This is a genomic window from Kitasatospora sp. NPDC058046 (genome assembly GCF_042885595.1).
GTDB lineage: Bacteria > Actinomycetota > Actinomycetes > Streptomycetales > Streptomycetaceae > Kitasatospora.
This window is the reverse complement of the sequence record NZ_JBHVRS010000008.1, coordinates 96834-121925: the sequence shown is the minus strand read 5'-3', so window position 1 is coordinate 121925 and position 25092 is coordinate 96834. Positions and strand designations below refer to the sequence as shown.

Here is a 25092-nt window from a genome sequence, read left to right as displayed (position 1 = left end):
GAAGCGTCCGGGGCGGGTCGTCGGCACGTCCGACGTCCCGCCCCGGCAGGGGAGTTGACCAGCGAATTCAGAGTTGACGGACCGTCAGAAAGGGCGTCGGAAACGGCGTCAGGAGTGCCCGCCCCTGAGGTTGAGCACGACCACCCCGACGATCACCAGCGCGATCCCCAGCCACTGGAGCCGCCCGAGCGACTCGCCGAAGGCGACCACCCCGATCCCGGCGACCGCCGCGGTGCCGGCCCCGGACCAGACCGCGTAGGCGACCGAGACCGGTATGTGCTTGAGCGCGCGGCCGAGCAGCAGGAAGGAGAGCGCGTAGCCGACACCGACGCCGAGGCTCGGCCAGAGCCGGGTGAACCCCTCGGTGAGCTTGAGGCAGCTGGTGGCGCAGACCTCGCTGATGATGGCCAGGGCGAGCAGGAGATAGGGCATGTCAGGGTCGAACCGCGCCGGCGCCGGCGAGCTTCCCGAGCAGGGCGAGGTCGGCCTGCTCCAGGCTGGCGAGCAGGGTGATCCGCTCGCCCCGCGGCATCGGCACCGGGGTGGACGGCACGGCGAGCACGGCGCAGCCGGCCGCGGTGGCGGAGGCGACCCCGGTCGGGGTGTCCTCGACGGCGAGGCAGTCGGCCGGGTCCAGGCCGAGCCGTGCGGCGGCGGCGAGGTACGGGTCGGGCGCGGGCTTGGTGCGCGGGGTGTCCTCGGCGGCCAGAGTGACGGCGAACCAGTCCCGGCCGATGGCGGACAGCACCAGGTCCACCACCCGGCGCGGGGAGGCGGAGACCAGCGCGGTCGGCACCCCCGCGTCGCGCAGCGCGGCCAGCAGGGCGAGCGCGCCGGGGCGCGGCACCGTCTCGGCGGCGACCTTGGCGGCGAAGGACTCGCCGAGCCGGGCGGCGAGTTCGGCCTCGCTCAGGGCGGTGCCGCTGACCGCGTGCAGGTGGGCGGCGGTGTGCTCGACGGCCTGGCCGAGCACCTCGGGGGCGTCCTGGTCGGTGAGCGGGTGGCGCAGTTCCTCGGCGATTTCGGCGGCGGTCTGCCACCACAGCTGCTCGGTGTCGACCAGGGTGCCGTCCATGTCGAACAGGACGGCGGCGGGCAGCGCGTTGGACGCGGGCATGGCGGTGTCAGGCATGGCGGTACCTTCGGTGGTTCTCCGGCGCTTCGTCGGCGCTTCTTCGGTGCTCCGCCGGTACGTCGTCGGGCGGAGCGGGGAGGTACGAGGCTCTCAGGCGGCGCGGCGGTCCACCAGCACCGGGCGCTCCGGCAGGGTGAGCGCGGCCCGGGCGCCGGCCGGCAGTGCGGCGGCGGCCTCGGTGGGCAGGTCGGCCTTGACCTCGGTGCCGTCGTCCAGGCGGACGGTGAGCCGGGTGACGGCGCCCAGGAAGGAGGCGGTGACCACCAGCGCGGGGCCGTCCTCGGCCGGGGTCAGGGTGACGTTCTCCGGGCGGACCAGCACCTGGAGCTCGCCGTCGGCCGGGACCTCGCCGTCCACCGCGTGCCGGCGGCCGAGCACCTCGACGCCGTCCGAGGTGCGGGTGCACGGGATGCGGCTCATGGTGCCGACGAACTCGGCGACGAAGGCGGTGGCCGGCCGGCCGTACAGCTCGGACGGGGCGGCGCACTGCTCCAGCCGTCCGGCCCGCAGCACCGCGACCCGGTCGGCCATCGACAGCGCCTCCTCCTGGTCGTGGGTGACGAACAGGGTGGTGATGCCCAGCTCCTGCTGGAGGCGGCGGATCTCCTCGCGCAGCTGGAGGCGGACCTTGGCGTCGAGCGCGGACAGCGGCTCGTCCAGCAGCAGGACGCGCGGCTGGAGGGCGAGCGCGCGGGCGAGCGCGATGCGCTGCTGCTGGCCGCCGGACATCTGGTGCGGGTAGTGGTCGGCGCGGTGCGGCAGGCCGACCAGCTCCAGCAGCTCCTGGGCCCGCTTGCGGCGCTCGGCCTTGCCGGTGCCGCGCATCCGCAGCCCGAAGGCGACGTTGTCCAGCGCGGTCAGGTGCGGGAAGAGGCTGTAGGACTGGAACACCATGCCCGCGTCGCGCTTGTGCGCGGGGATCGCGGTGATGTCCTGGCCGTCGACCAGCACCTCGCCGGAGTCGTGCTGCTCGAAGCCGGCCAGGATCCGCAGCGCGGTGGTCTTGCCGCAGCCGGACGGGCCGAGCAGGGCGAGCAGCTCGCCCGGGCGGACGGTCAGGTCCAGGCCGTCGAGGGCGGTGGTGGCGCCGAACGCGCGGCGCAGGGAACGGAATTCGACGGTGGCGCTGCCGGAGGCGAGCGGGGCGTCGGCGGCGATGGCGGTGGCCGTGGTCATGACTGGTGACTCCGGGGGGTTTCAGGAGGTGGCGGTCTTGGCGCGGCGCTCGCGCCCGGCGGTGGCCAGCAGGAGCAGCAGCAGCCAGGTGAGCAGCAGGCTCAGGATGGAGACCGCGACCGACATGTGGGCCTGGCTGTTGCCGACCGAGTAGATCCAGACCGGGAAGGGCTGGAAGCCGAGGATCGAGGCGGTGGTGAACTCGCCGAGCACCAGGGCCAGGGTGAGGAAGGAGGCGTTCAGCAGCGCCCCGCGCAGGTTGGGCAGGACGACGGTGAACACCGCGCGCGGCCAGCTCGCGCCGCAGTTGCGGGCGGCCTCGACCAGGGTGCGCACGTCCATCGAGCGCAGCCCGGCGTCCAGGGCGCGGTAGGCGAGCGGCAGGGCCATCAGCACGTAGGCGATGACCAGCACCAGCGGGAAGTCCGGGTCCTGGATGAACACGAAGGTCTGGAAGAACGGGGTGTCCATCAGGTAGTCCGGGCCCCAGCGGAGCACGCCGATCAGGCCGGCGGTCAGCGCGACCGGCGGGACGACCAGCGGCAGGGTGCAGAGCACGTCGAGCACCGGGCGCAGCTTCGGCGAGCCGAGCCGCACGGAGATCAGCGCCGGGACGAGCAGGAGCAGCAGCACCACGACGGTCACGACGGCGAGGCCGAGGGTCAGCCAGAGGCTGTCCAGGAAGCCGGGGGCGGAGAGCAGCCCGGTGTAGGCCGCGAAGGAGATGCCCTGGGGGTCGTCGATCGAGAACCAGAAGGAGGCCGCGAGCGGGACGACGAAGTAGACGCCGGCGAGCAGCAGCACGGCTCCGCGCCACCAGCGGACGGTGCGTCGGCCGGGGCGGGCGGGGGTGGTCAGCTGAGCCATCGGGCGCTCCGGCGCTGGAGGGGGAGGTACACGGCCATCACCAGGACGGCCACGAAGATCATGTTGAGGCTGAGGGCGAGGGCGAGGTTGCCCTGGCCGACCAGCACGTTGCCGGAGAGCGCGTCCGCGATCGAGCGGCTGACCAGCGGGACGGTCGCGCCGACCATGGCGGCGGCCGTCGCGTAGGCGGCGAAGGCGCTGCCGAAGAGCAGCACGAAGCCGCCGAGCAGGGAGGGCAGCAGGATCGGCAGGGCGACGTGGAGCCAGTACTGGACGGTGGTGGCCCGGTTGTTCTGGGCCGCCTCGCGCCACTGGGTCCGCAGGCCGTCCAGGGCCGGGGTGATGGTGAGCACCATCAGCGGGACGAGGAAGTACAGGTAGACGACGGTCAGGCCGGTGAACGAGTACAGCGACCAGCCGTGGTCGGTGAGGTGCAGCAGCTTGGTGATCTCGCCGGCGTTGCCGAGGGTGGCGACGAACGCGAAGGCGAGCGGCAGGCCGCCGAAGTTGGCGAGCACGCCGGAGGCGGTGAGCACCGCCTGGCGCAGCCAGCCGCGCCGGGAGGTGACGACGGCCTGGGCGAGCGGCAGGCCGAGGACGGTGGCGAGCAGCGCGGTCAGCGCGGAGAGCTTGAGGCTGCTCAGCATGGCCGTCTGGTAGCCGCCCTGGACGGAGGCCGTCAGGTTGTCGAAGGTGAACTGCCCGGCGCCGGACTCCGCGTCGCTGGAGGTGGTGAACGCGCCGATCACGATGGCGACGGCGGGAAGGCCGAAGCCGATCAGGAAGAACAGCAGCAGCGGCACGGCCGCCAGCCAGGACGCGCCGCCGAGGCGGGCGAGCGGCCGGCGCCGCGGGCCGGGCGCGGTGGTGGTGGGGGAGGTGGTCGTGGCGGTGGCGGACGCCCCCGCGCCGCCACCGGGGGAGGTGGCGGCGGGGGTGGTCGGCACCGGGGTGGGAGCCGTGGTCATGAGTGCCTTTTCTCAGCCCGAAGTGCGGTACGTGGCCTGGGTGTCAGCCCGCGATCGCCTTGGTCCAGTTCTCGGTGACGACCTTCTTGGCCGCGTTGATCTGGTCGACGGTCGGGAAGGTGGTGAACGGCTTCTCGACGGTGGGCAGCTTGGCGGCGCCGGCGGCGTCCAGGGTGCCGTCCTTCTTCAGGGCCTCGAAGGTGGACGGGGTGGCGTAGCCGCCGAGGAAGAGGTTCTGGCCCTCGGTGCTGAACAGGTACTCCTGCCACAGGCGGGCGGCCGCCGGGTGCGGGGCCCACTTGTTGACGGCCTGGTTGTAGAACTGGGCGTAGGAGCCGTCGGTCGGGATGGAGACCTTCCAGTCGACGCCCTTGTCCTTGAACTCGTCGGTGTAGCCGGCGTTCAGGTAGGACCAGTCGATCGAGATCGGGGTCTCGCCCTTCTCGACGGTGGCCGGGGTCGACTCGACCGGGTTGAAGTTGCCGGACTGCTTCAGCTTGCCGAAGAAGTCGATGCCGGGCTGGATGTTGTCCAGCGAACCGCCGTTGGCGAGCGCGGCCGCGTAGACGCCGCCGAAGGCGGAGCCGGACTTGGTCGGGTTGCCGTTGAGGGCGACCTGGCCCTTGTACTCCGGCTTGAGCAGGTCGGCGAAGGTCTTCGGGCAGTTGGCGATCTTCTTGGCGTCGCAGCCGATGGAGACGTAGCCGCCGTAGTCGTTGACGGCGGCGCCGTTCGCGTCCTTCATGGTGTCCGGCACCTTGTCGAAGGTGGCGACCTTGTAGGGGGCGAGGATGCCGTCCTTGACCGCCTGGAGGGCGAAGGCGCTGCCCAGGTCGACCACGTCGGGGGCGCGGTCCTGGCCCTTGCGGGAGTTGATCGCGTTGATCTCGTCCTGGCTGGAGCCGTCCGGGTTCTCCTCCTCGACCTCGATGCCGTACTTGGCCTTGAAGCTGTCGATGATCTTGCCGTAGTTCGCCCAGTCCCGGGGCAGCGTGATGACGTGCAGCTTGCCCTCCTTCTTGGCGGCGGCGATCAGGCCGTCCATGCCGCCGAAGTCGGCGGCGGAGGTGGCCGTCTTGGCGTCCTTGGCGCCGCCCTGGGCGGCGTCGCCGGACTTGGCGCTCGAACCGGCGGAGCCGCAGGCGGTGAGGGAGAGCGCGGCGGCGGTCAGGACGGCCGCGAAGGCGGCGGCGCGGGCGCGGTGCACGGTCACGGGGAAGTCTCCTGTTAAGGGGGCGTACTGCGAGGGCGCTCGCGGGGGGTTCCGCGGGCTGGCGTCTCGCGAAGGATCGCGAAGGCCTGGGACGGCCTGCGAAGGTTCGTGAAGCCTTGCGAAGGTTCGCGAGGCCTTGCGGAGGGCGGCGGGCCGACCGGGGTGAGCGATCGATCGACGTCGTCCGAGTTGACTAGCCAACTTCGCTGACGGCAGTAAGTACGCCGGAGTCCGGTGACGGGAAGGTGAACGGACGGCCCAGCGCCGGGGTCGGGTGCGGGAACGGTGGAATCCGGCCATCGGAGCGTGATCCGTTCGGTGCGATGCTTCGAAGGCGCAGCGGAGTAAGGTCGGGCTGTCCGCGCCGGTACGGCTGCGCAGGACACCGCCCCAGGAGGGACATTGACTGACGTGGCAACTGAGCCCCAGCGCCCCGAGGGCCCCCCGGCCGCGGACGGGAGCCCGGCGGCCGGAGCCCCCTCGGCGGCCGGGGAACCCCCGGCGGAGCGCCCCGGCGCGCTGTACCGGAAGGTGGCCGCCGACCTGCGCGAGGCGATCACCACCGGCGCGTACGGCGAGGCCGGCCGGCTGCCCGCCGAGGGCGCGCTGGCCGAGCAGTACGGCGTCTCCCGCGGCACCGTCCGCCAGGCGCTCGCGGTGCTGCGCTCCGACGGACTGGTCACCTCCCGCCGCGGCACCCGCCGGGTGGTCCTCGGCGGTGCCCGGGTGCAGAGCTTCTCCGAACTGCTCAGCTTCACGCACTGGGCGTACTCGATGGGCGAGGAGCCCGGCGGCATCCTCGACTCGCTGGTGCGCCGCCCGGCCGACGCCGCCGAGCGCGAGCAACTGCGCCTGGAGCAGGGCGCCGAGGTGTACGTCATCGTCCGGCTGCGGACGCTCTCCGGCACGCCGGTGATGGTCGAGCGCACCGTCTACCCGCCGCGGGTCGGCGAGATCGTCGCCGAGCTGCCGCCGGACGTGGTCTCGCACACCGAAGTGCTGCGCGAGCACGGCATCCTGTTCACCGACGCCGACCACACCATCGACATCGTCCCGGCCAACGGTGAGGACGCCCGGCTGCTCGGCTGCCGCCGGGGCGGTCCGCTGCTGCGCGAGCGGCGCCGCACGACCGACCCGACGGGCACGCCGGTGGAGTGGTCCCAGGACCGCTACCTGCCCGGGACGGTGGCGTTCAGCGTGCACAACTCCCTGGCCACGTCGGCGCTTTCGCGGCACGCGCGGGAGCTGGACTGAGCCCTTCGGCTACCGCATGAGCGCGGCGAGCAGCGGGCGGTAGTGCGCGAAGCCGGGCGTCGGGGCGCCGGCCTCCTTCGCCAGCTCGTCCCAGCGCCGCACCGCCACCGCGTCCCGCGCGCCCGGGAGTTCGGCGAAGGCGGCGGCCTGCTGCTCGTCCATCGGGCCGCCCTGGACGGTCAGGGTGTACTCGGAGGCCGCGGAGAGCTTTTCCCGGTAGCCGGGCTCGACCGCGCACAGGTAGCGCTTGGCGGCCACGTGCAGCCGGACCGGCTCGGTGACCTCCGGGCCGAACCAGCGGGCCAGCCAGTCGGCCCCGGAGTCGCTGTGGCGGTTGTCCTGACCCTGCATCAGATCCGTTCCGTGCAGGGCCCCGTGGAAGTGGCCGACGTCGTGCAGCAGCGCGGCGGCGACCAGGTGGTCGGGTGCCCCGGCCGCCTCGGCGGCAGCGGCGGCCTGGAGCATGTGCTCGGCCATGGTGACCTCCTCGCCCAGGTACTCCGCGGCGCCCTCGCCGGCGAACAGCGCGGCGATCGTGTCCAGGGCGGCGGCCCGGCGGCGCAGCACGGCGAGGGTGGAGGAGAGCGAGTCGAGGTCGGCGTAGCAGCCCTGGAGGTGCCGGTGGCCGTCCTGCTGGAAGGCCGTCCGGGCGTGCAGCAGGCGGGTGTTGTCGAAGACCAGGCAGTCGCCGGGGCCGAGGCGGAAGGTGAGCTGGAGCTCGGGGCGCAGGGTGATCTCGGCGAAGCGGCGGTAGGCGGCGTAGAAGGCGTCCAGGCCCGATCCGCGCAGGGTGCCGGTCGAGCGGTTGTTGAACCGGACCTCGCGGATTCGCCCCTTCGGGTCCAGCTCGATCAGCGGGCGGTCGGCCCGGAGCTCGGTGCGGCGGTCGCGGAAGACGAACGGGACGGGCGTGCGGGTGAGGACCTCGAAGGCCTCCGGCGCCTCCTCCCGGAGGACCGCCGCGGCCTTGAAGCCGTCCACCAGTCCGGAGTCGCCGCCGGTCGCCGAGTTCTCCAGGCAGTGCAGCAGCTGGAGGGTCGGCACCGGGTCCCGGTACGGGTTGTCGGTGTGCGGGGCGATGGCGACGCTGGTGAAGGCGAGGTTGTTGGGAGACGGTTCGACCCGGACGTCGAACAGCTCCCCGTAGTTGGTGACCCGCACGTGCCCGAAGCTCTCCGCCACCCGCAGCACCTGCCGCTCGACGGTCGGCACCCCGCGCAGCACGGCGAAGCCGCTGTCCCGTACGGCGGCCAGCACCGCGGCCTGCTCGGCCGGGTCGGTCAGGTAGGCCTCCCACGACGCCTCGGGGAGGCCGGGTGCGAAGTCCGCCGCCGTCCAGAGCCGCTTGCCCCGCTCGGTGCGCCCGTCGCCCTCGTCCGTCCCGTCGAGCCGCTCCCGCGGGTACCGCGACCGGTGCCCGTCCGACCAGAGCACCTCCAGGTGCCCGTCGGCCTCCGTGCTCGCGGCGACCGCCAGGTCCGGCGGCAGCTCGTGGATCTGGAACAGCTTCTGTCCGTTGCGCGGGTCCCGGCACTCGGCGCACGGGCAGTTGTCGCGCAGCCAGTACGGCGGCAGCTCGGTCATCGGTCTTCTCCTCGGCGGCACTACGGCTGTCGTGTCGGCTGAAGTTGTATAGCCAACTTCAGCCCTGCCGGGAGCCTGCCCGCCCTCGGTGAGTTCCACGTGCCGAGCGGGTGAACGCCACGGGAACTGTGCCCGGTGGGCCGTCCCGGCGGGCTGTTCGGGTGAGGGGGTGCGGGGCGCCGCGCGTTTCGGTGGGGGAGGGGTGGGGGCTGCGGCACTGTCGGGGTGGATTTGTCCCGATATATGAGAGGTGCGAGCAATGGCCCATTCCTCCTCCAATCCGCCCGGCTCGGGGCACACCGCGCTGCGGCGCGAGGTCGGCGTCATCGGACTGCTCTGGGCCTCGGTCGGGGCGATCATCGGCTCCGGCTGGCTGTTCGGGGCGCAGAAGGCGGCGGTGGCGGCCGGGCCGGCGGCGCTGGTGTCCTGGGGCGTCGGCGCGGTGGCGATCATCCTGCTGGCGCTGGTGCACGCCGAACTGGGCGGGCTGTTCCCGGTGGCGGGTGGCACGGCGCGCTACCCCCACTACGCCTTCGGCGGGTTCGCCGGGATGTCCTTCGGCTGGTTCACCTGGCTGCAGGCCGCGACCATCGCGCCGATCGAGGTGCAGGCGATGATCAACTACGCCCAGCACTGGAGCTGGGCGGACGGCCTGCTGAACAAGGACCTGACGCTGACCGGCTGGGGGTTCGTCGTCGCGGCCCTGCTGCTCGGGGTCTTCGTCGCGGTCAACTTCCTCGGCGTGCGGCTGCTCGCGCACACCAACAGCGCGGCCACCGTGTGGAAGGTCGCCATCCCGGTGCTGACCATCATCACGCTCGGCTTCACCGAGTTCCACGGCTCCAACTTCACCGTCCACGGCTTCGCCCCGGACGGGGCCAAGGGCGTGCTCGCCGCGATCAGCAGCAGCGGGGTGATCTTCGCGCTGCTCGGCTTCGAGCAGGCCATCCAGTGGGCGGGCGAGAGCCGCAACCCGCGCCGGGACATCCCGCGCGCCGTGCTCGGCTCGGTGGTGATCGGCACGGTCGTCTACGTGATGCTCCAGGTGGTGTTCATCGGCGCGCTGCCGCCGGAGACCTTCGCCAAGGGCTGGACCACGCTCGACTACCCCGGGATCAGCGGACCGTTCGCCGGCCTGGCGACCCTGATCGGCCTGGGCTGGCTGGCCACCGTGCTGTTCATCGACGCGGTCGTCTCACCGGCCGGCACCGGGCTGGTCTACATCACCTCCAGCTCGCGGGTCACCTACGGCCTGAGCCGCAACGGCTACGCCCCGCAGGCGCTGCAGTCCACCGACAAGCGCGCGGTGCCCTGGCTCGGCCTGCTGATCGCCTGGGTGGCCGGGGTGATCTGCTTCCTGCCCTTCCCGAGCTGGCAGCGGCTGGTCGGCTTCATCACCTCGGCGGTGGTGCTGATGTACGCGGGCGCCCCGCTGGCCTTCGGGGTGCTGCGCAAGCGGCTGCCGGGGATGGAGCGCTCGTACCACCTGCCCGGCGGCTCGGTGGTCTCGCCGCTGGCCTTCGTGGTGGCGAGCCTGGTCATCTACTGGTCCGGCTGGGACACCCTGTGGCGGCTCGGCCTGGCGATCGTGATCGGCTACCTGCTGCTCGGCGGGTACTCCTGGTACGCGCGCTCGAAGGGGATGCCGAACGCGCCCCGGATGGACTTCCGGGCCGGGCAGTGGCTGCCGGTCTACCTGCTCGGCATGGGCGTGGTCTCCTGGCAGGGCACCTTCGGCGCGGGCGCGCAGGGGAACCTGCCGCTGTGGTGGGACATCGCCGTCGTGGTGGTGTTCTCGCTGGTCGTCTACTACTGGGCGCTGGCGATCGCGCTGCCGGCGGAGGAGATCGAGCGGAACATCCGCGGCGTGGAGGTGGTGGACGTCAACGGGCACTGACGGCCGGGTACGGCGGCGGCCCCGGGAGCTGTTCCCGGGGCCGCCGCCGTGCGTGCGTCGGGCCGCGACGGTCGCCGTGCGTGCGTCGCTGTGCGCGCGTCAGGCCGCGACGGTCGCGTTCCAGGCGGCCTCGGCGGCGGCCAGGGCGGGCGCCGGGTCGGCCGAGGTGGCGGCGGCGAGGCCGGTGAGGCAGGCGCGGACGGTGTCCAGCGAGGCGGCCCGCCCGTAGTGGTTGACCCGCAGCATCGAACCGGCCAGCGCGCCGCCGCCCGGCTGGACCGGCAGGGCCGGGTCGAGGCGGGCGGCGAGGGCGGTCGCGTCGACGCCGTCCGGGGTGCGCAGGGTGGTGGCGACCGGGGCCGCGTGGGCGTCCTCGACGACGTACGGGGCCAGGGTGCCGAGCGCGCGGACGCCGGCCCGGGTGGCGGCCGAGGCGGCGCGGTGCCGGGCGATCACGGCGGGCAGGCCGTCGGCGGCGATCCGGTCCAGGCAGGCGCCGAGCGCGAGCATCTCCAACTGGGCCGGGGCGTGCGGCAGTACGGCGCGGCCGGCGTCGGTCCAGCGCTCCTTCCAGTCCAGCAGCGAGAGGTAGGAGCGGCGCGGGGCGGCCGGGTTGGCGGCGATCCGCGCCCAGGCGCGCTCGGAGACGGACACGGCGGAGACGCCGGCCGGGCCGCCCATCGCCTTCTGGCCGCCGATGACGCACAGGTCGACGCCCCACTCGTCGGTGAGCACGGGCTCGGCGGCGACGGAGGCCACCGCGTCGAGCATCAGCAGCGCGCCGTGCTCGCGGACCACGGCGCCGATCTCGGCGACCGGGTTGGTGTTGCCGGTGGCGGCCTCGGCGTGCACCAGGGAGACGAAGTCGATCTCCGGGTTCGCCTCCAGGGCCGCGGCGACCTGCTCGGCGCTCACCGCGCTGTCGAAGGGCACGGCCAGGTCGACGACCTTCGCCCCGCAGGAGCGCAGCCAGTTGCCGAAGGTCTGCCCGTACGGGCCGGTGACGACGTTGAGGGCGGTCGAGCCGGGGTGCGCGGCGCCGCGGATCGCGGCCTCCAGGGGGAGCAGCGCCTCGCCCTGGGTGACGATCACGTCGGCCCCGGTGTGCAGCAGGGCGGCCACCTGGTCCTCGATCGCCGCGAACTCGGCGGCGCTGAGCGGGGGCAGGTCGAGGAAGGGGCTCACGTCGGTATCGCCTTTCGCGGGGTTTCGCGGGAGTCGCGCGGGGGCCGCGCGGGGGTCGTGCGGGGTGGGGGTGCGGAAACGAGTCTGCCGCATTGTGACTGCTTACACGGAACCCGCCCGTCGGTAGAGTGCGGCCATGAGCGATGGCGCGGTGCTGCACGTGCGGGGTCGGGTGCTGGTCGGTCCGCAGGACGTCCGGGACGAACTCTGGGTGGTGGACGGCCGGGTGAGCTTCACCCGCCCGCCGACCGCCGGGGACGTCCGGACGGTGACCGGCTGGGTGCTGCCCGGCCTGGTGGACGCGCACTGCCACGTCGGCCTGGACGCGCACGGCGCGGTGGACGCCGAGACCAGCGAGAAGCAGGCGCTCACCGACCGGGACGCCGGCACCCTGCTGATCCGCGACGCCGGCTCGGCCGCCGACACCCGGTGGATCGACGACCGCGAGGACCTGCCCCGGATCATCCGGGCCGGGCGGCACATCGCCCGCACCCGCCGCTACATCCGCAACTACGCGCACGAGATCGAGCCCGGCGACCTGGCCGCCTACGTCCGGGCCGAGGCCCGGCGCGGGGACGGCTGGGTGAAGCTGGTCGGCGACTGGATCGACCGCGAGCGCGGCGACCTCGCCGCCTGCTGGCCCGGCGACGCGCTGGCCGAGGCGATCGCGGCGGCGCACGAGGAGGGCGCCCGGGTCACCGCGCACTGCTTCTCCGCCGAGTCGCTGCCGGACCTGCTGGCGGCCGGGATCGACTGCGTCGAGCACGCCACCGGCCTGACCGAGGACCTGATCCCGGTCTTCGCCGAGCGCGGGGTGGCGATCGTGCCGACCCTGGTCAACATCGCCACCTTCCCGGACCTCGCGGCCGGCGGCGAGGCCAAGTTCCCGGCCTGGTCGGCGCACATGCGGCGGCTGCACGAGCGCCGGTACGCCACGGTGGGGGCCGCGCACGACGCGGGCATCCCAGTGTTCGTCGGCACCGACGCGGGCGGCTCGCTGGCGCACGGGCTGGTCGCGGAGGAGGTGGCGGAGCTGGTGAAGGCGGGGCTGAGCCCGGCCGAGGCGCTGTCGGCGGCGAGCTGGGGAGCGCGCGCGTGGCTGGGGCGGCCGGGGTTGGAGGAGGGCGCGCCGGCGGACTTCGTGGTGTACGCGCAGGACCCGCGGGCGGACGTCCGGGTGCTCGCGGACCCGCGGCTGGTGGTGCTGCGGGGGCGGCCGGTCGGGTAGCCGCGCCGGGGTTCCGCCGCGGGGCCGGGGAGGGTGTCCGGGCGGGGGTGCCGCCGTCCCCGGGCCGGCCCGCCGCCGGCCCGCTGGACCCTCTCGATCACATGATCATCCGCTGAAAGCCGTGTCGGTGTAGGCCGATAGGGTGGCGACCATGGCACCGCGTCCACTGAACGAGATCGTCGAGCCCGGCTGGGCCACCGCCCTGGAACCCGTCGCCGGAAGGGTCGCCGCGATGGGCGACTTCCTGCGCTCCGAGCTGACCGCAGGCCGTACCTACCTGCCCTCCGGCCCGAACGTGCTGCGCGCCTTCCAGCAGCCCTTCGCCGACGTGCGGGTGCTGATCGTCGGGCAGGACCCGTACCCGACCCCCGGCCACGCCGTCGGGCTCAGCTTCTCGGTGGCGCCGGAGGTGCGGCCGATCCCGGCGAGCCTGATCAACATCTACCGGGAGTACGGCACCGACCTGGGCCTGCCGGAGCCGTCCAACGGGGACCTCACCCCGTGGACGAACCAGGGCGTGCTGCTGCTCAACCGGGTGCTCACCGTCCAGCCGCGCAAGAGCGGCGGGCACCGGGGCAAGGGCTGGGAGGCGGTCACCGAGCAGGCGATCCGGGCGCTGGTGGCGCGCGGCGGCCCGCTGGTGGCGATCCTGTGGGGGAGCGACGCCCGCAACCTGCGGCCGCTGCTGGGCAACGTCCCGTCGGTGGAGTCGGTGCACCCCAGCCCGATGTCGGCCGACCGCGGCTTCTTCGGCTCGCGGCCGTTCAGCCGGGCCAACGAGCTGCTGGTGCGGCAGGGGGCGCAGCCGGTGGACTGGCGGCTGCCGTAGCAGAGATGGGTCAGCGCAGAACGCCAATCTCACTCCAACGGGTGAAATGACGTTCTGTGTTGCTCATGTGACGGATTGTTCGAGAAGACTGGCGGCTCATCGTTTCATCTGTGTGGGGGTACCGCCTTGTCTTCTCGCCCGTCTTCGGCCTCGTCTTCGCGCTCGTCCGCTTGCCCGTCCGCTCGCCGAATCGTTTCCGCCGCCGCGGCCACCGCCGTGGTGGCGAGCTCACTGCTCACCGCCGCGCCCGTCCAGGCGGCCGGGCCCGCCCCGTCGTCGCCCGGTAAGGCGCGCGCCGTCACCGCCGAACTCGACCTGGACGTCAGCCTGTTGAACAAGGCGGTGGACGTCCCGGTGAACATCGCGCTGAACAAGGTGGAGTCGCCGGCGCAGCGCGACGGCTCGATCCTGACCGCCACGGTGGCCGGGGTGGACCAGACGGGCCCCGTCACCCTGGTCAAGGCGGACGTCGGCAAGTCGGTCACCCGCGTCGACGCCAAGGGCGCCACCGCCTCCGTCAAGCTGGTCAACGCCGACGTGCATGCCCCCGGCCTGCCCGCCACCGCGCTGCTCGGCCTGGAGGCGATGAGCGCCGAGGCCAGCTGTCCGGTGGACGGGCAGCCCACCGCGGACGTGGTCGCGCCGCTCAAGCTCAGCGTGCTCGGCAAGCCGGTCACCGTCGGCCTGTACGGGCCGACCAAGGTGGACGTGCCGCTGGTCGGCAGTGTCTCGGTGGAGTTCTCCAAGAAGACCGTCACCACGACCACCGCCGCCGCCTCCGCCCTGGAGGTGCAGGTGGAGGTGAACCCGCTCAACCTGAACGTCGCCAAGGTCACCGGGAAGGTCACCGTCGCCTCGGTGAGCTGCGAGAAGCCCTCCGGGCCGGCGGCCACCCCGTCCGGCCCGGCCACCCAGAGCGCCGCGCCCACCAGCGCGCCCGCCGTCGAGCCGGTCGCCGACACCACCGCCTCGCGCACCCCCGTTCCGCAGGCCGCGGTGGAGAAGCCGGAGAAGTCGGAGAAGCTGGCCGCCACCGGCGGCAGCAGCGCCACCGGCCCGCTGGCCGCAGGGGCCGCCGCCCTGGTCGCGGGCGGGGCGGCCGCACTGTGGGCCACCCGGCGCCGTCGCGCCGCGCACGCCCGCCGGCACTGACCGTCCGCCGGTACCGACCGTGTGGCTCCGCTGACCACGGGGTGGCGCTGATCACGCGTCGTCACTGAACGTACCGGCCTCGTCACTCATGGCACCCGGAACGGCGGGAGTGTCACCCCCGGCACTCCCGCACCGTGACCGTGCCAATGCGGACGGTTGGTTCACCTGCGCGTTACACAAGAGGAACAACCGGGAAACGGCGGCTTGCGACGCTACGCGGGCACCCACCACCCAGCAATGCGAGGGACACGCAGTGGCAATCAAGGCCGAGTACATCTGGATCGACGGCACCAAGCCGACCGCGAAGCTCCGTTCCAAGACTCGCGTCCTGCCCAACGCCGACAAGATCCCGACCTGGGGCTTCGACGGTTCCTCGACCAACCAGGCCGAGGGCCACGCCTCGGACCGCGTGCTGGACCCGGTGCGGGTGACGCCGGACCCGATCCGCGGCGGCGACAACATCCTGGTCCTCTGCGAGGTCCTGGAGACGGACGGCACCCCGCACGTCTCCAACACCCGCGCCCTGCTGCGCGAGGTCGCCGAGAAGTACGCCTCGCAGGAGTCGATCTTCGGCATCGAGCAGGAGTACACCTTCTTCAAGGGCTCCCGCCCGCTCGGCTTCCCGGAGGGCGGCTTCCCGGCCCCGCAGGGCGGCTACTACTGCGGCGTCGGCGCCGAGGAGGTCTTCGGCCGCGAGATCGTCGAGCTGCACCTGGACCGCTGCATCGACGCCGGCCTGGCCATCTGCGGCATCAACGCCGAGGTCATGCCCGGCCAGTGGGAGTTCCAGATCGGCCCGGTCGACGCGCTGACCGTCTCGGACGACATGTGGATCGCCCGCTACCTGCTGTACCGCACCGCCGAGGAGTTCGGCATCGACGCCACCCTCGACGCCAAGCCGGCCCGCGGTGACTGGAACGGTGCGGGTGCCCACACCAACTTCTCCACCAAGGCGATGCGCGAGGGCTACGACGCCATCATCACCGCCTGCGAGTCGCTCGGCACCTCGCAGGAGAAGGTGCTGGAGCACGTCAACCAGTACGGCCACGACATCCAGTCGCGCCTCACGGGCAAGCACGAGACCGCCCCGTGGAACGTCTACAGCTACGGCGTCTCCGACCGCGGCGCCTCGGTGCGCATCCCGTGGCAGGTCGAGGTGGACAAGAAGGGCTACATCGAGGACCGTCGCCCGAACGCCAACGTCGACCCCTACGTCGTCACCCGGCTCCTGATCAACACCTGCTGCGAGGCCCTGGAGAAGGCCGGCCAGGTCTGATCCGCCGCGTCTCCTGAGCAGTCCGCCGGGCCTCCCCTCCACGCGAGGGGAGGCCTGGCGGCGTTCCGGTCGGCTCCGCGAAATCGGCGGACCAGTCGTTGAACTCGGCCGAGCGGGGCTCCCGTTGCTACCGGAGAGGGCCCGACGGGCGGGCGCCGGGAAGCGCTCGCGCGCCGACCGGTCGCCGCCCGCGGCCCGAACCGTTCACTCAGGAGCGTTCATGAAGAAGATCCAGGCGGCCCTCGTCTCCGCCGCCGCCCTCGCGGGCATCGGGCTGGCCGCGGCTGCGGCTCCCGCCTCGGCCGCCGGCGGGACCACCGCCACCACGCCGGGCGTGCCGATCACGGTGCCGGGCGTTCCCTCGCCGGGTGCGCCGTCCACGGTGCCGGGCGCTCCCAGGCCGGGCGTGCCGATCACGCCGGGCAAGCCGGCCGGGCCGGGGACGGTGCAGAACCTCGCCGTCGAGCCGGCCGGTTCCGGGAGCACCCCCGTGCCGGGTGTCACGACCTGCAGCGACCGACTGTTCGGCGGCACGTTCTACTGCGGCGGCAGCTACGGCAGCGGGGCGACCTTCTTCGACTTCCGGGACGGCACCCGCCTGATCCTGGTGATCGGCACCAACCACGCGGTGTACACCCGGTCGACCATCGCCAACTCCACCAAGCTGACCGACTGGAAGTCCCTCGGCGGCACTATGGCCGGCAAGGTCGAGATCACCGCGGCGACCATGGGCGGCGCCTTCCGCATCGACGTGCCCGGCGCCGACGGCCGGACCTGGTCCCGGGCCAGGGACACCAACGGCAGCTGGACCGGCTGGACGGCGCGGTAGCGAGCCGGTTCCGATCGGGTCTTGATCGGGGTGGGGCGGTCCCGGAGAATCGGGCCATGACTGCTCCGGACCGCCCCCTCCTCGTGCGCCGTCTGCACGTGGACCTGGGGCGGGTGTGGGCGGACGGGTGTCGCGGTCGGCGGGTTCCGTCAACCGACCGCAGGCAGTACCGGCCCCAGGAGTGTGTCCGTCCATGGCTCTCACCTTCCACTGGTTCCTCCCCACCAACGGCGACAGCCGGCTGATCGTCGGTGGCGGGCACGGCTCCACGCCCGGCACGGCCGGCTCGGACCGGCCGCCGAGCGTCGGCTACCTCGGCCAGATCGCCCGCAGCGCCGAGCAGTTGGGCTTCGAGGGGGTGCTGACGCCGACCGGGGCCTGGTGCGAGGACGCCTGGCTGACCACCGCGATGCTCAGCCAGGTGACCGAGCGGCTGAAGTACCTGGTGGCGTTCCGGCCCGGGCAGATCAGCCCGACGCTGGCCGCGCAGATGGCCGCCACCTACCAGCGGCAGTCCGGCGGGCGGCTGCTGCTCAACGTGGTGACCGGCGGGGAGTCCGCCGAGCAGCGCGCCTACGGGGACTTCCTGGACAAGGACGCCCGGTACGCGCGGACCGGGGAGTTCCTGGGCATCACCCGGCGGCTCTGGGCGGGGGAGACGGTCGACCACCACGGGCCGCACCTGCGGGTCGAGGGGGCGCGGCTGAACCGGCTGCCGGACCCGGTCCCGGCGGTGTACTTCGGCGGCTCCTCCCCGGTCGCCGGCGACGTCGCCGCCGAGCACGCGGACGTCTACCTGACCTGGGGCGAACCGCCCGCCCAGGTCCGGGAGAAGATCCGCTGGATCCGCGGCCTGGCCGCCGCCCGGGGCCGGACCGTACGGTTCGGCATCCGGCTGCACGTGATCACCCGGGACACCGCCGCCCAGGCCTGGGCGGAGACCGAACGGCTGCTCGCCGCGATGGACCCGGAGCGGGTGCGGGAGACCCAGCGGGCGCTCGCCCGGAGCGAGTCGGAGGGCCAGCGGCGGATGCTCGCGCTGCACGGCGGCTCGGCGCAGCGGCTGGAGGTGTACCCCGGACTGTGGGCCGGCATCGGACTGCTGCGCGGCGGCGCCGGCACGGCGCTGGTGGGCAGCCACCGGGAGGTCGCGGACCTGATCTGCGAGTACCACGGGCTGGGCGTCGACGAGTTCGTGCTGAGCGGGATGCCGCACCTGGAGGAGGCGTACTGGTTCGGCGAGGGCGTGCTCCCGCTGCTCGCCGCCCGCAACCTGTGGTCCCGCCCGTAGCGGGCGCCCGCTCCGCGCGTCGACCCGCAAACCGCTGGTCAAGCGCCCCCGCCGGACCGAGAATTCATGGCATGACCCAGCAGCCCCTGCTCCTCCTCGACGTGGACGGACCGCTCAACCCCTACGCCGCGCCGAAGCGGAGGCCCGAGGGCTACGCCACCCACCGGCTGCGCCCCTCCTGGTGGGTGGCGAAGCAGGAGCACCTGGCGGCGGTCCAGGCCCGGCAGGCGACCCGCGCCAGGCACGCCAAGCCCCCCGCCGTCCGGGTCAAGCCGCTGCGGGTCTGGCTCAACCCCTCGCACGGCGCGGAACTGCTGGCACTGCCCTACGAACTGGTGTGGGCCACCGGCTGGATGGGCGACGCGAACACCCACATAGGGCCGCACCTGGGCCTGCCCGAACTCCCGTACATCAGCTGGTCCGACCTGTTCGGCGAGGCGCGGGACGGGCTGCACTGGAAGACCAGGGACGTGGTCGCCTGGGCCGCCGGGCGCCCGTTCGTCTGGGTGGACGACGAACTCGGCCCGCGGGACGAGGAGTGGATCGAGGCGAACCACCCCGGCCCGGCGCTCGCCCTGCACGTCAACCCCCGGGTCGGCCTGCTCGCCGACGACTTCGCCACGCTACGGGATTGGGCGGAGGGGTGTGCTGTTCCAGGGGCGTGAACGGAGAAGGGTGGGGCGCGCGAGGTGTGAACGGTCGAGCGGAGTGCGCCGAGCGCCCCGTTGTGCTCGGGGCGCCGCCCTTTCTACCGTCCCGTCATGACCATTCTCACGGAGCCCATCGGCAGCATCCCCCGGCCGAGCACTCTGCTGAACGCCCTGACCGAACACGCCGAGGGGCGGCTGTCCGACGCCGACCTGAAGAAGCTGCAGGACGAGGCCACCGCCGACACGCTGGCCAGGCTGGCGGAGCTCGGCTGCCCCGTCCTGGTGGACGGCGAGCAGGCGAAGCCGAGCTTCGTCACGTACCCCCTCGCCGGGCTGACCTCCCTCGCCGGGGACGGCGCCGTCATCCCCTTCGCCGACGGACACACCCGGCAGCTGCCGCGGCTGACCGCCGGACCCTTCCGGTACCGGGTCCGTGCCGAGACCTATCTGCGCGACGCCCTGCGGCACACCTCGCAGCCCGTCAAGCAGGCCGTCATCGCACCCTCCGCGCTCAGCCTGCTCTACCCCGCCGACGGCATCGACGGGTACTCGCGCGAGAACTTCCTGGAGGACCTGGCCGACGAGGCCGAGGCCGACATCCGCGGCTGCCTGGACGCGGGCGCCCACGTCGTCCAACTCGACTTCACCGAGGCCCGGTTGTCGCTCAAGCTGGACCCGTCGGGCACTCTGCTGGACGACTTCGTGGCCCTCAACAACCAGGTGCTCGACCGGTTCGCCGAGGAGGAGCGGGCCCGCCTCGGCGTGCACACCTGCCCGGGCGGGGACCAGGACTCCACCCACAGCCTGGACGTCGACTACGCCGAGCTGCTGCCGAAGCTCTTCCGGCTCAGGGTCGGCAACTTCTACGTGCAGCTGGCGAGCGAGGCCGACCCCGACCGCGTGCTCGCCGTCATCGCGGATCAACTCCGCCCCGGAATCCGGGTGTTCGTCGGAGTGACCGACCCGATCGACCCCAGGGTGGAGACCCCGGAGGAGGTGCGGGACCGGGTGCTGGCCGCAGCCCGGCACATCCCGGTCGACCAGCTCGGCACGACCGACGACTGCGGATTCTCGCCGTTCGCAGACGACGCCTCCACCTCGCGGGACACCGCCTTCGCCAAGATCGCGGCCCGCGTGAAGGGCACCGCCCTGGCGGCGGAGGCGCTCGGGCTCCAGTAGCGCTCGCCGGGTCGGCCGGGGGTGGGCTGTCGTGCGTCCGCCCGGCCGCCCGCCCCGCCGTCCACCCGCTCGCCCGGCCTGACGGGCGAGCGGCCGGCGGCCAGGGGTGGGCTGCTGTTGCGCCGGTCAGGCCGAACCGAGCACGGCCTCAAGGGCGTTGAGGAACCGGTCGGTGGTCGCCTCGTCCCGGACGGCGATCCGCAGCCACTCCTCGCCCAGCCCCGGGAAGGTGTCCCCGCGCCGGACGGCGAAGCCGTGCTCGCGCAGCCGCCGCCGGACCGCCGCCGCGTCGGGCAGCCGTACCAGGACGAAGGAGGCGGCCGGTTCGCCGTACAGCCGCACCGACGGGAAGGCGGCCAGGCCCTTCACCAAGTGCTCGCGCCAGAAGGCCAGTTCGGCCGCCGCCAGCTCCGCCTCGGCGAGCGCCGCCGGGCCGCTGCACGCCTCGGCGGCGGCCAGCGCCGGGGTGGAGACCGGCCAGAGCGGCTGGGCGGCGCCGAGGTCGGCGATCAGCGGTGCGGGCCCGAGCACGTAGCCGATCCGCAGTCCGGCCAGCCCCCAGGTCTTGGTGAGGCTGCGCAGCACGACGACCCGGCCGGGCAGGTCCCGGGTGGAGGCGAGGGACTCCCGCTCGCCCGGGACGGTGTCCATGAACGCCTCGTCCACCACCAGGGTGCGCCCCGGCCGGGCCAGTGCGGCGACGGCCTCGGCGGGGTGCAGCACGGAGGTCGGGTTGGTCGGGTTGCCGAGGACGACCAGGTCCGCCTCCTCGGGGACGGCGCCCAGCCGGAAGCCGTCCCCGGGGGCGAGCAGTACCCGGTGCACGTGGTGTCCGGCGTCCCGCAGGGCCGCCTCCGGCTCGGTGAACTGGGGGTGCACCACGATGATGTGACGTGGCGTCAGCACGCGCGCCAGCAGGACGAAGGCCTCCGCCGCCCCCGAGGTGAGCAGCACCTCCTCGACCGGGCGGGCGTGCCGGGCGGCCACGGCGGCGCGCGCGGCGCTCTGGTCGGGATAGGCGGCGAGGTCGCCGAGGGTGGCCGCGAGGTGCTCGCGCAGCCAGGTCGGGGGAGTGCCGGTGCGGACGTTGACGGCGAGGTCGACCAGGCCGAGCCCGTCGGCGCGCACCTCGGCGTCGCCGTGGTGGCGCAGGTCGGGTTCGGGGGCGGTCACGCGGGGTCTCCTCGCTGGGTGGTGCGGCTGGTTCGGGTGGTCGCGACTGGTGGTGGACGTGATGCGGTTCTACGGGCCGGGTGGTGCGGCGGGCCGCGGGTCGTCGCCGAGGTCGAGCGGTGCGAGCCGTCCGTGCGCCGCCGCCCGGGCGATCGCGACCGTGGCCCGCGCCGACTTCCGCTTGGTGACCACGAGCCGGCCCCCCGGCGCGCTCGCCAGCGCCGCGGCCTCGGCCACGCTCGCGGTGCCGACGGCCGTACCGACGGCGGCGGAGGGGTTCGGCACCGGCACGCCCGCGAGCGCCTCGGGCGGGTGCTCGTCCACGGGTACGCCGGTGAGGTGGTCGGCCGCCCAGCGCACCGCCGGGTGGTCCGCCTTGCCCGCCACGGTGGCCAGCCGGGCCACCTCGGAGCGGTCCAGCCCGGCCTCCCGGAGGGTGTCCGTCAGCAGCCGCAGCACCTCGGTCCGCTCGGCGCCGCTGCTCGCACCGATCCCGACCACCAGGGTGCGGGGGACGACGGCGACCAGTCCGCTCACGTGCCGCACCCTTTCGTCCCAAGCTCCGGTGATCCCACCACGCCCGGGCGGAACGGGTCAATCGCGGCGGGTGTGAGATCCGACGCCGGTGCCGTCGCCGCTCCCGACGCCCCTCCCGATGTCCTTGCCGATGCTCTTCCCGACGCCGCCGGTCCGCCGGGGCGCGGCAGCTGTTCGTCTGTTCTTCACTTGTCTTGTGCGGTACACGTCACCGCGGCACTCCTACTGTTCTCGGCGCTCCCGCCAGGAAGCCCCGACATCCGGAGGACACCATGGCCTTCGCACGACTGCGCACCCCCTCTTCCGCCGTCGCCCCCCTCCCGCGCCCCGGCCGCCGCCGTCCGCGCCCGCTCCGCCCGCTCACCGCGCTGGCCGCCGGCCTCGGCCTGGTGGCCGGCTCGCTCGGCCTCTGGGCCGCCGGCGGCAGCGCGGCCGCCGACACCGCCGCGGGCGCCGCCGCCGGCCTGCCCGCGCCCGACCACGTGGTCGTCGTCGTCCTGGAGAACCACGCCTACTCCCAGGTGATCGGCAGCTCCAAGGCCCCGTACATCAACACCACCCTGGTGGCCGGCGGCGCGACGCTGACCCAGTCCTACGCGCTCACCCACCCCAGCCAGCCCAACTACTACATGCTGTTCTCCGGCAGCTCCCAGGGCATCGTGGACGACGGCTGCGTGGACGTCGGTGCCCTGCAGCAGCCCAACCTCGCGTCCGAGCTGATCGGCGCCGGCCAGACCTGGGCCAGCTACAACGAGGGCCTGCCCGGCCCCGGCGCCACCGACTGCAGCAGCGGCAACTACGCCCAGAAGCACAACCCGTGGTTCGGCTTCGGCAACGTGCCCACCTCCAGCGCGTACGGCATGGACGCCTTCCCGAGCGACTACAGCACCCTGCCGAAGGTCTCCTTCGTCGTCCCGGACCTCTGCGACGACATGCACGACTGCTCCGTCGGCACCGGCGACTCCTGGCTCCAGGCCAACCTCGACGGGTACGCGCAGTGGGCGAAGAGCCACAACAGCCTGCTCCTGCTCACCTTCGACGAGGACAACAAGCTGTCCGGCAACCGCATCCCGACCCTCGTCTACGGCGCCCACGTCGCCCCCGGCAGCAGCACCGCCACCACGTACAACCACTACGACGTGCTGCACACCCTGGAGGACCTGGCCGGGGTCAACGCCCACGCGGGCAACTCGGCCGGCGCCGCCGACATCACCGGAATCTGGAACTGACGCCCGTGTACGTCGCGGACTCCCGCAGCTCGAAGGCCCCCGCCGCCCCGACCGCCGCCGACGCGGCCCCCCTCGGGGCGGCCCCCGCGCCGGCCGCCGGTCGGGCGCGGCGGGGCGCCGTGCCGGGGGCGGTCCTCGCCCTCGGCACGGTCAGCCTGGTCACCGACATCTCCTCCGAGATGGTCACCGCCGTCCTCCCGCTCTACCTGCTCACCGGGCTCGGCCTCTCCCCGCTCGGCTTCGGCCTGCTCGACGGCATCCAGAACGGCTTCAGCGCGCTGGTCCGGCTGGTCGGCGGCCACCTCTCGGACCGCCGCGGCCGCGACGGCGCCGCCCGCCACAAGGCCGTCGCGGCCGTCGGGTACGGGCTGTCCGCGCTGTGCCGGCCGCTGCTGCTGTTCGTCCACACCGTGCCGCTGATCGGCGCCGTGATCGCCGTCGACCGCACCGGCAAGGGCCTGCGCACCGCGCCCCGGGACGCGATGATCTCGCTCGCCACCGAACCCGCCCACCGCGGCCGGGCGTTCGGGGTGCACCGGGCGATGGACACGGCCGGGGCCCTGCTCGGCCCGCTCGCCGCCTTCCTGGTGCTGCGGCTGGCCGGCGGCCCGCTGCTCGCCGACGGCGGCGAACGGCACGGCTACGACGCGGTGTTCACGGTCAGCTCGTGCGTCGCGGCGCTCGGCGTGCTGATCCTGCTGCTGTTCGTGCCGAACCGGCAGCAGGGCGACGACGCCTCGGCGCCCGCCCCCTCGCTGCGCGCTAGCCTCACCCTGCTGCGGCTGCCGGGGCTGCGCCGGCTGACGCTCTGCGCCGTCCTGCTCGGCCTCACCACCGTCAGCGACTCCTTCCTCTACCTGCTGGTCCAGCGCCGACTGGACCTGCCCGTCGACCTGTTCCCGCTGCTGCCGCTGGGCACCGCCGCGGCCTTCCTGCTGCTCGCCGTCCCGCTCGGCGCGCTCGCCGACCGGATCGGCCGCCACCGGCTCTTCCTCGCCGGGCACGGGGTGCTGCTGCTCGCGTACGGGCTGTTGCTCTCGCCGCTGCGGGGGCTGCCGGCGGTGCTCTGCGTGCTGGCGCTGCACGGCACCTTCTACGCGGCCACCGACGGCGTGCTCGCCGCGGCGGCCGCCGACGCCGTACCCGCCGAGCAGCGCGGCGCCGGGCTGGCCCTGGTCGGCACCGGGCAGGCGCTGGCCCGGTTCGCCTGCTCGCTGCTGTTCGGCGCGCTGTGGGGCGCGGTCGGCGGCTCGGCGGCGCTGGGCTGGTCGGCGGGGGCGCTGGCGCTGTGCGTGCTCGGCGCGGCGGCGGTGCTGCGCCGGTCCGAGCCCTCCGCCGCGGCGGTGCCGCACCCGTCCGAACCCGTCGTCGTGAAGCCCCCGGAGGAGAAGAGCCGATGAACCTGCGGAACCGGACCAGGGTGATCATCCTGCTGGTCGCCGTCGTGCTGCTCGGCGCGGTCGGCACCGGGGCCGTCCTCTACGCCGCCGACCGCACCGCCCGCCGGGACCAGGCCCAGCCCGGCGGGCCGTCCGTCGCGTCCGGCCCGGTGTCACTACAGGTGCAGTCCGGCGGACGACAGCTGTTGTTCCGCAACATGGCCTGGGGCCCGCACCGGGACGAGATCACCACCGTCGCCGCCGACCACCCGGACGGCCCGCGCACCGCCTCGGGCGTCCAGTGCCTGCGCTTCCACGCCGCCGCCGGCACCGGCATCTGCCTCCAGGCCCAGCACGGCGCGCTGGAGGACACCTACCGCGCCGTCGTCCTGGACGACCACCTGCGCGAGCTCCGCTCGTTCCCGGCGGCCGGCATCCCCACCCGCTCCCGGGTCTCGCCGTCCGGGCACCTCGCCGCCTGGACGGTCTTCGTCAGCGGCGACTCGTACGCGGGCAGCGACTTCTCCACCCGCACCTCGATCGTGGACGTCCGGGACTGGAACCTGCGGGAGAACCTGGAGGACTTCGCGGTCGTCCTGGCCGGCCGCCCGTACCAGGCGCACGACATCAACATCTGGGGCGTCACCTTCGCCGACGACACCACCTTCTACGCCACCCTCGCCAGCGCCGGGCAGACCCACCTCGTCCGCGGCGACCTCACCGCCCGCACCCTCACCGCCCTGCACGACAACGTCGAGTGCCCCTCGCTCTCCCCGGACGGCACCCGCGTCGCGTACAAGAAGCGCGTCCCCGGCCTGCCCGCCGACGCCCCGTGGCGGCTGTACGTGCTCGACCTCGCCACCATGACCGAGACCGCCACCGCCGAGCAGCGCAACATCGACGACCAGGCGCTCTGGTCCGGCGCCGGCACCCTGGTCTACGCCCTGCCCGGCGACTACGGCGCCGACCTGTGGACCGTCCCGGCGGACGGTTCGGGCCGCGCGGAGCCGGTCACCAAGGCCGCGGTCGCCCCCGCCTACCTGGGCTGAGGAACTCTCGGC

Annotated in this window: 23 protein-coding genes; 13 read left to right on the top strand and 10 right to left on the bottom strand. The window is 73.7% G+C overall.

Going from position 1 to position 25092, the window contains the following annotated elements:
• Positions 1-108: 108 nt before the first annotated feature.
• From ACFVU7_RS18455 to ACFVU7_RS18430, 6 genes are all read right to left on the bottom strand, one after another.
• The gene (locus ACFVU7_RS18455) at positions 109-432 is read right to left on the bottom strand and encodes a multidrug efflux SMR transporter (RefSeq protein ID WP_117490004.1); all 324 of its coding nucleotides are present in this window, start codon (positions 430-432) and stop codon (positions 109-111) included.
• A 1-nt stretch (position 433) separates the two neighbouring features.
• Complete coding sequence (locus ACFVU7_RS18450) at positions 434-1132, bottom strand: HAD family hydrolase (RefSeq protein WP_388045980.1); 699 nt, start codon at positions 1130-1132, stop codon at positions 434-436.
• Between the two features lie 93 nt (positions 1133-1225).
• Complete coding sequence (locus tag ACFVU7_RS18445; RefSeq protein ID WP_388045978.1) at positions 1226-2311, bottom strand: ABC transporter ATP-binding protein; 1086 nt, start codon at positions 2309-2311, stop codon at positions 1226-1228.
• A gap of 21 nt (positions 2312-2332) precedes the next feature.
• A complete protein-coding gene (locus tag ACFVU7_RS18440) occupies positions 2333-3178 on the bottom strand; it encodes an ABC transporter permease (protein WP_049654281.1) in 846 nt (281 codons plus the stop codon).
• The gene (locus ACFVU7_RS18435) at positions 3166-4146 is read right to left on the bottom strand and encodes an ABC transporter permease subunit (protein ID WP_074001649.1); all 981 of its coding nucleotides are present in this window, start codon (positions 4144-4146) and stop codon (positions 3166-3168) included. Before ACFVU7_RS18435 ends, ACFVU7_RS18440 begins: the two co-directional genes overlap by 13 nt.
• A gap of 43 nt (positions 4147-4189) precedes the next feature.
• A complete protein-coding gene (locus ACFVU7_RS18430; RefSeq protein ID WP_380664315.1) occupies positions 4190-5359 on the bottom strand; it encodes an ABC transporter substrate-binding protein in 1170 nt (389 codons plus the stop codon).
• A 411-nt stretch (positions 5360-5770) separates the two neighbouring features.
• On the opposite strand from ACFVU7_RS18430, the gene ACFVU7_RS18425 reads away from it, so the two are divergent.
• Positions 5771-6613: a GntR family transcriptional regulator gene (locus tag ACFVU7_RS18425; protein ID WP_234348617.1), complete on the top strand. Its 843-nt coding sequence runs from the start codon at positions 5771-5773 to the stop codon at positions 6611-6613.
• Between the two features lie 9 nt (positions 6614-6622).
• Here ACFVU7_RS18425 and ACFVU7_RS18420 read toward each other — a convergent pair whose 3' ends face one another.
• Positions 6623-8197, bottom strand: coding sequence for a phosphonate degradation HD-domain oxygenase (locus ACFVU7_RS18420; protein ID WP_388045977.1), 1575 nt, complete (start codon positions 8195-8197; stop codon positions 6623-6625).
• 259 nt (positions 8198-8456) lie between these two features.
• Here ACFVU7_RS18420 and ACFVU7_RS18415 point away from each other — a divergent pair, with 259 nt between their 5' ends.
• Positions 8457-10094 carry an APC family permease gene (locus ACFVU7_RS18415; protein WP_387969862.1) on the top strand — a complete coding sequence of 546 codons (1638 nt, stop codon included), beginning with the start codon at positions 8457-8459 and terminating at the stop codon, positions 10092-10094.
• A 99-nt stretch (positions 10095-10193) separates the two neighbouring features.
• On the opposite strand, the gene ACFVU7_RS18410 is transcribed toward ACFVU7_RS18415, so the two are convergent.
• The gene (locus ACFVU7_RS18410) at positions 10194-11279 is read right to left on the bottom strand and encodes an alanine--glyoxylate aminotransferase family protein (RefSeq protein ID WP_117490014.1); all 1086 of its coding nucleotides are present in this window, start codon (positions 11277-11279) and stop codon (positions 10194-10196) included.
• A 136-nt stretch (positions 11280-11415) separates the two neighbouring features.
• Here ACFVU7_RS18410 and ACFVU7_RS18405 point away from each other — a divergent pair, with 136 nt between their 5' ends.
• The 8 genes from ACFVU7_RS18405 to ACFVU7_RS18370 all read left to right on the top strand — a co-directional run bounded on the left by ACFVU7_RS18405 (position 11416) and on the right by ACFVU7_RS18370 (position 19713).
• Positions 11416-12507 (top strand): amidohydrolase family protein, encoded by a 1092-nt coding sequence (locus ACFVU7_RS18405; protein ID WP_388045975.1) that lies wholly within the window; start codon positions 11416-11418, stop codon positions 12505-12507.
• Positions 12508-12658: 151 nt separating this feature from the next.
• Complete coding sequence (locus tag ACFVU7_RS18400) at positions 12659-13336, top strand: uracil-DNA glycosylase (protein WP_049659571.1); 678 nt, start codon at positions 12659-12661, stop codon at positions 13334-13336.
• Between the two features lie 75 nt (positions 13337-13411).
• On the top strand, positions 13412-14488 hold the full coding sequence (locus ACFVU7_RS18395; RefSeq protein WP_388045973.1) for an SCO1860 family LAETG-anchored protein: 1077 nt from the start codon (positions 13412-13414) through the stop codon (positions 14486-14488).
• Between the two features lie 253 nt (positions 14489-14741).
• Positions 14742-15764, top strand: a complete 1023-nt coding sequence (gene glnII, locus ACFVU7_RS18390) for a glutamine synthetase (RefSeq protein WP_049656664.1) — start codon at positions 14742-14744, stop codon at positions 15762-15764.
• A gap of 220 nt (positions 15765-15984) precedes the next feature.
• The gene (locus ACFVU7_RS18385) at positions 15985-16593 is read left to right on the top strand and encodes a hypothetical protein (RefSeq protein ID WP_388045971.1); all 609 of its coding nucleotides are present in this window, start codon (positions 15985-15987) and stop codon (positions 16591-16593) included.
• A 193-nt stretch (positions 16594-16786) separates the two neighbouring features.
• A complete protein-coding gene (locus ACFVU7_RS18380; RefSeq protein ID WP_388045970.1) occupies positions 16787-17884 on the top strand; it encodes an LLM class flavin-dependent oxidoreductase in 1098 nt (365 codons plus the stop codon).
• A 71-nt stretch (positions 17885-17955) separates the two neighbouring features.
• Positions 17956-18549 carry a hypothetical protein gene (locus ACFVU7_RS18375; protein WP_388045967.1) on the top strand — a complete coding sequence of 198 codons (594 nt, stop codon included), beginning with the start codon at positions 17956-17958 and terminating at the stop codon, positions 18547-18549.
• A gap of 96 nt (positions 18550-18645) precedes the next feature.
• Positions 18646-19713 carry a cobalamin-independent methionine synthase II family protein gene (locus ACFVU7_RS18370; RefSeq protein ID WP_074001639.1) on the top strand — a complete coding sequence of 356 codons (1068 nt, stop codon included), beginning with the start codon at positions 18646-18648 and terminating at the stop codon, positions 19711-19713.
• 126 nt (positions 19714-19839) lie between these two features.
• Here ACFVU7_RS18370 and cobC read toward each other — a convergent pair whose 3' ends face one another.
• Together cobC and ACFVU7_RS18360 are read right to left on the bottom strand one after the other, a co-directional pair.
• Positions 19840-20886, bottom strand: a complete 1047-nt coding sequence (gene cobC / locus ACFVU7_RS18365) for an Rv2231c family pyridoxal phosphate-dependent protein CobC (protein ID WP_388045965.1) — start codon at positions 20884-20886, stop codon at positions 19840-19842.
• Between the two features lie 69 nt (positions 20887-20955).
• The gene (locus tag ACFVU7_RS18360; protein WP_388045963.1) at positions 20956-21423 is read right to left on the bottom strand and encodes a cobalamin biosynthesis protein; all 468 of its coding nucleotides are present in this window, start codon (positions 21421-21423) and stop codon (positions 20956-20958) included.
• A gap of 272 nt (positions 21424-21695) precedes the next feature.
• Here ACFVU7_RS18360 and ACFVU7_RS18355 point away from each other — a divergent pair, with 272 nt between their 5' ends.
• Genes ACFVU7_RS18355 through ACFVU7_RS18345 form a run of 3 tightly spaced genes read left to right on the top strand, consistent with a single transcriptional unit; the run spans position 21696 to position 25080 of the window.
• A complete protein-coding gene (locus ACFVU7_RS18355) occupies positions 21696-22652 on the top strand; it encodes an alkaline phosphatase family protein (protein ID WP_388045961.1) in 957 nt (318 codons plus the stop codon).
• 5 nt (positions 22653-22657) lie between these two features.
• Complete coding sequence (locus ACFVU7_RS18350; protein ID WP_388045960.1) at positions 22658-24052, top strand: MFS transporter; 1395 nt, start codon at positions 22658-22660, stop codon at positions 24050-24052.
• 2 nt (positions 24053-24054) lie between these two features.
• Entirely contained in the window at positions 24055-25080 is a 1026-nt protein-coding gene (locus tag ACFVU7_RS18345; RefSeq protein ID WP_388046131.1) for a TolB family protein, read from the top strand.
• Positions 25081-25092: the final 12 nt, after the last annotated feature.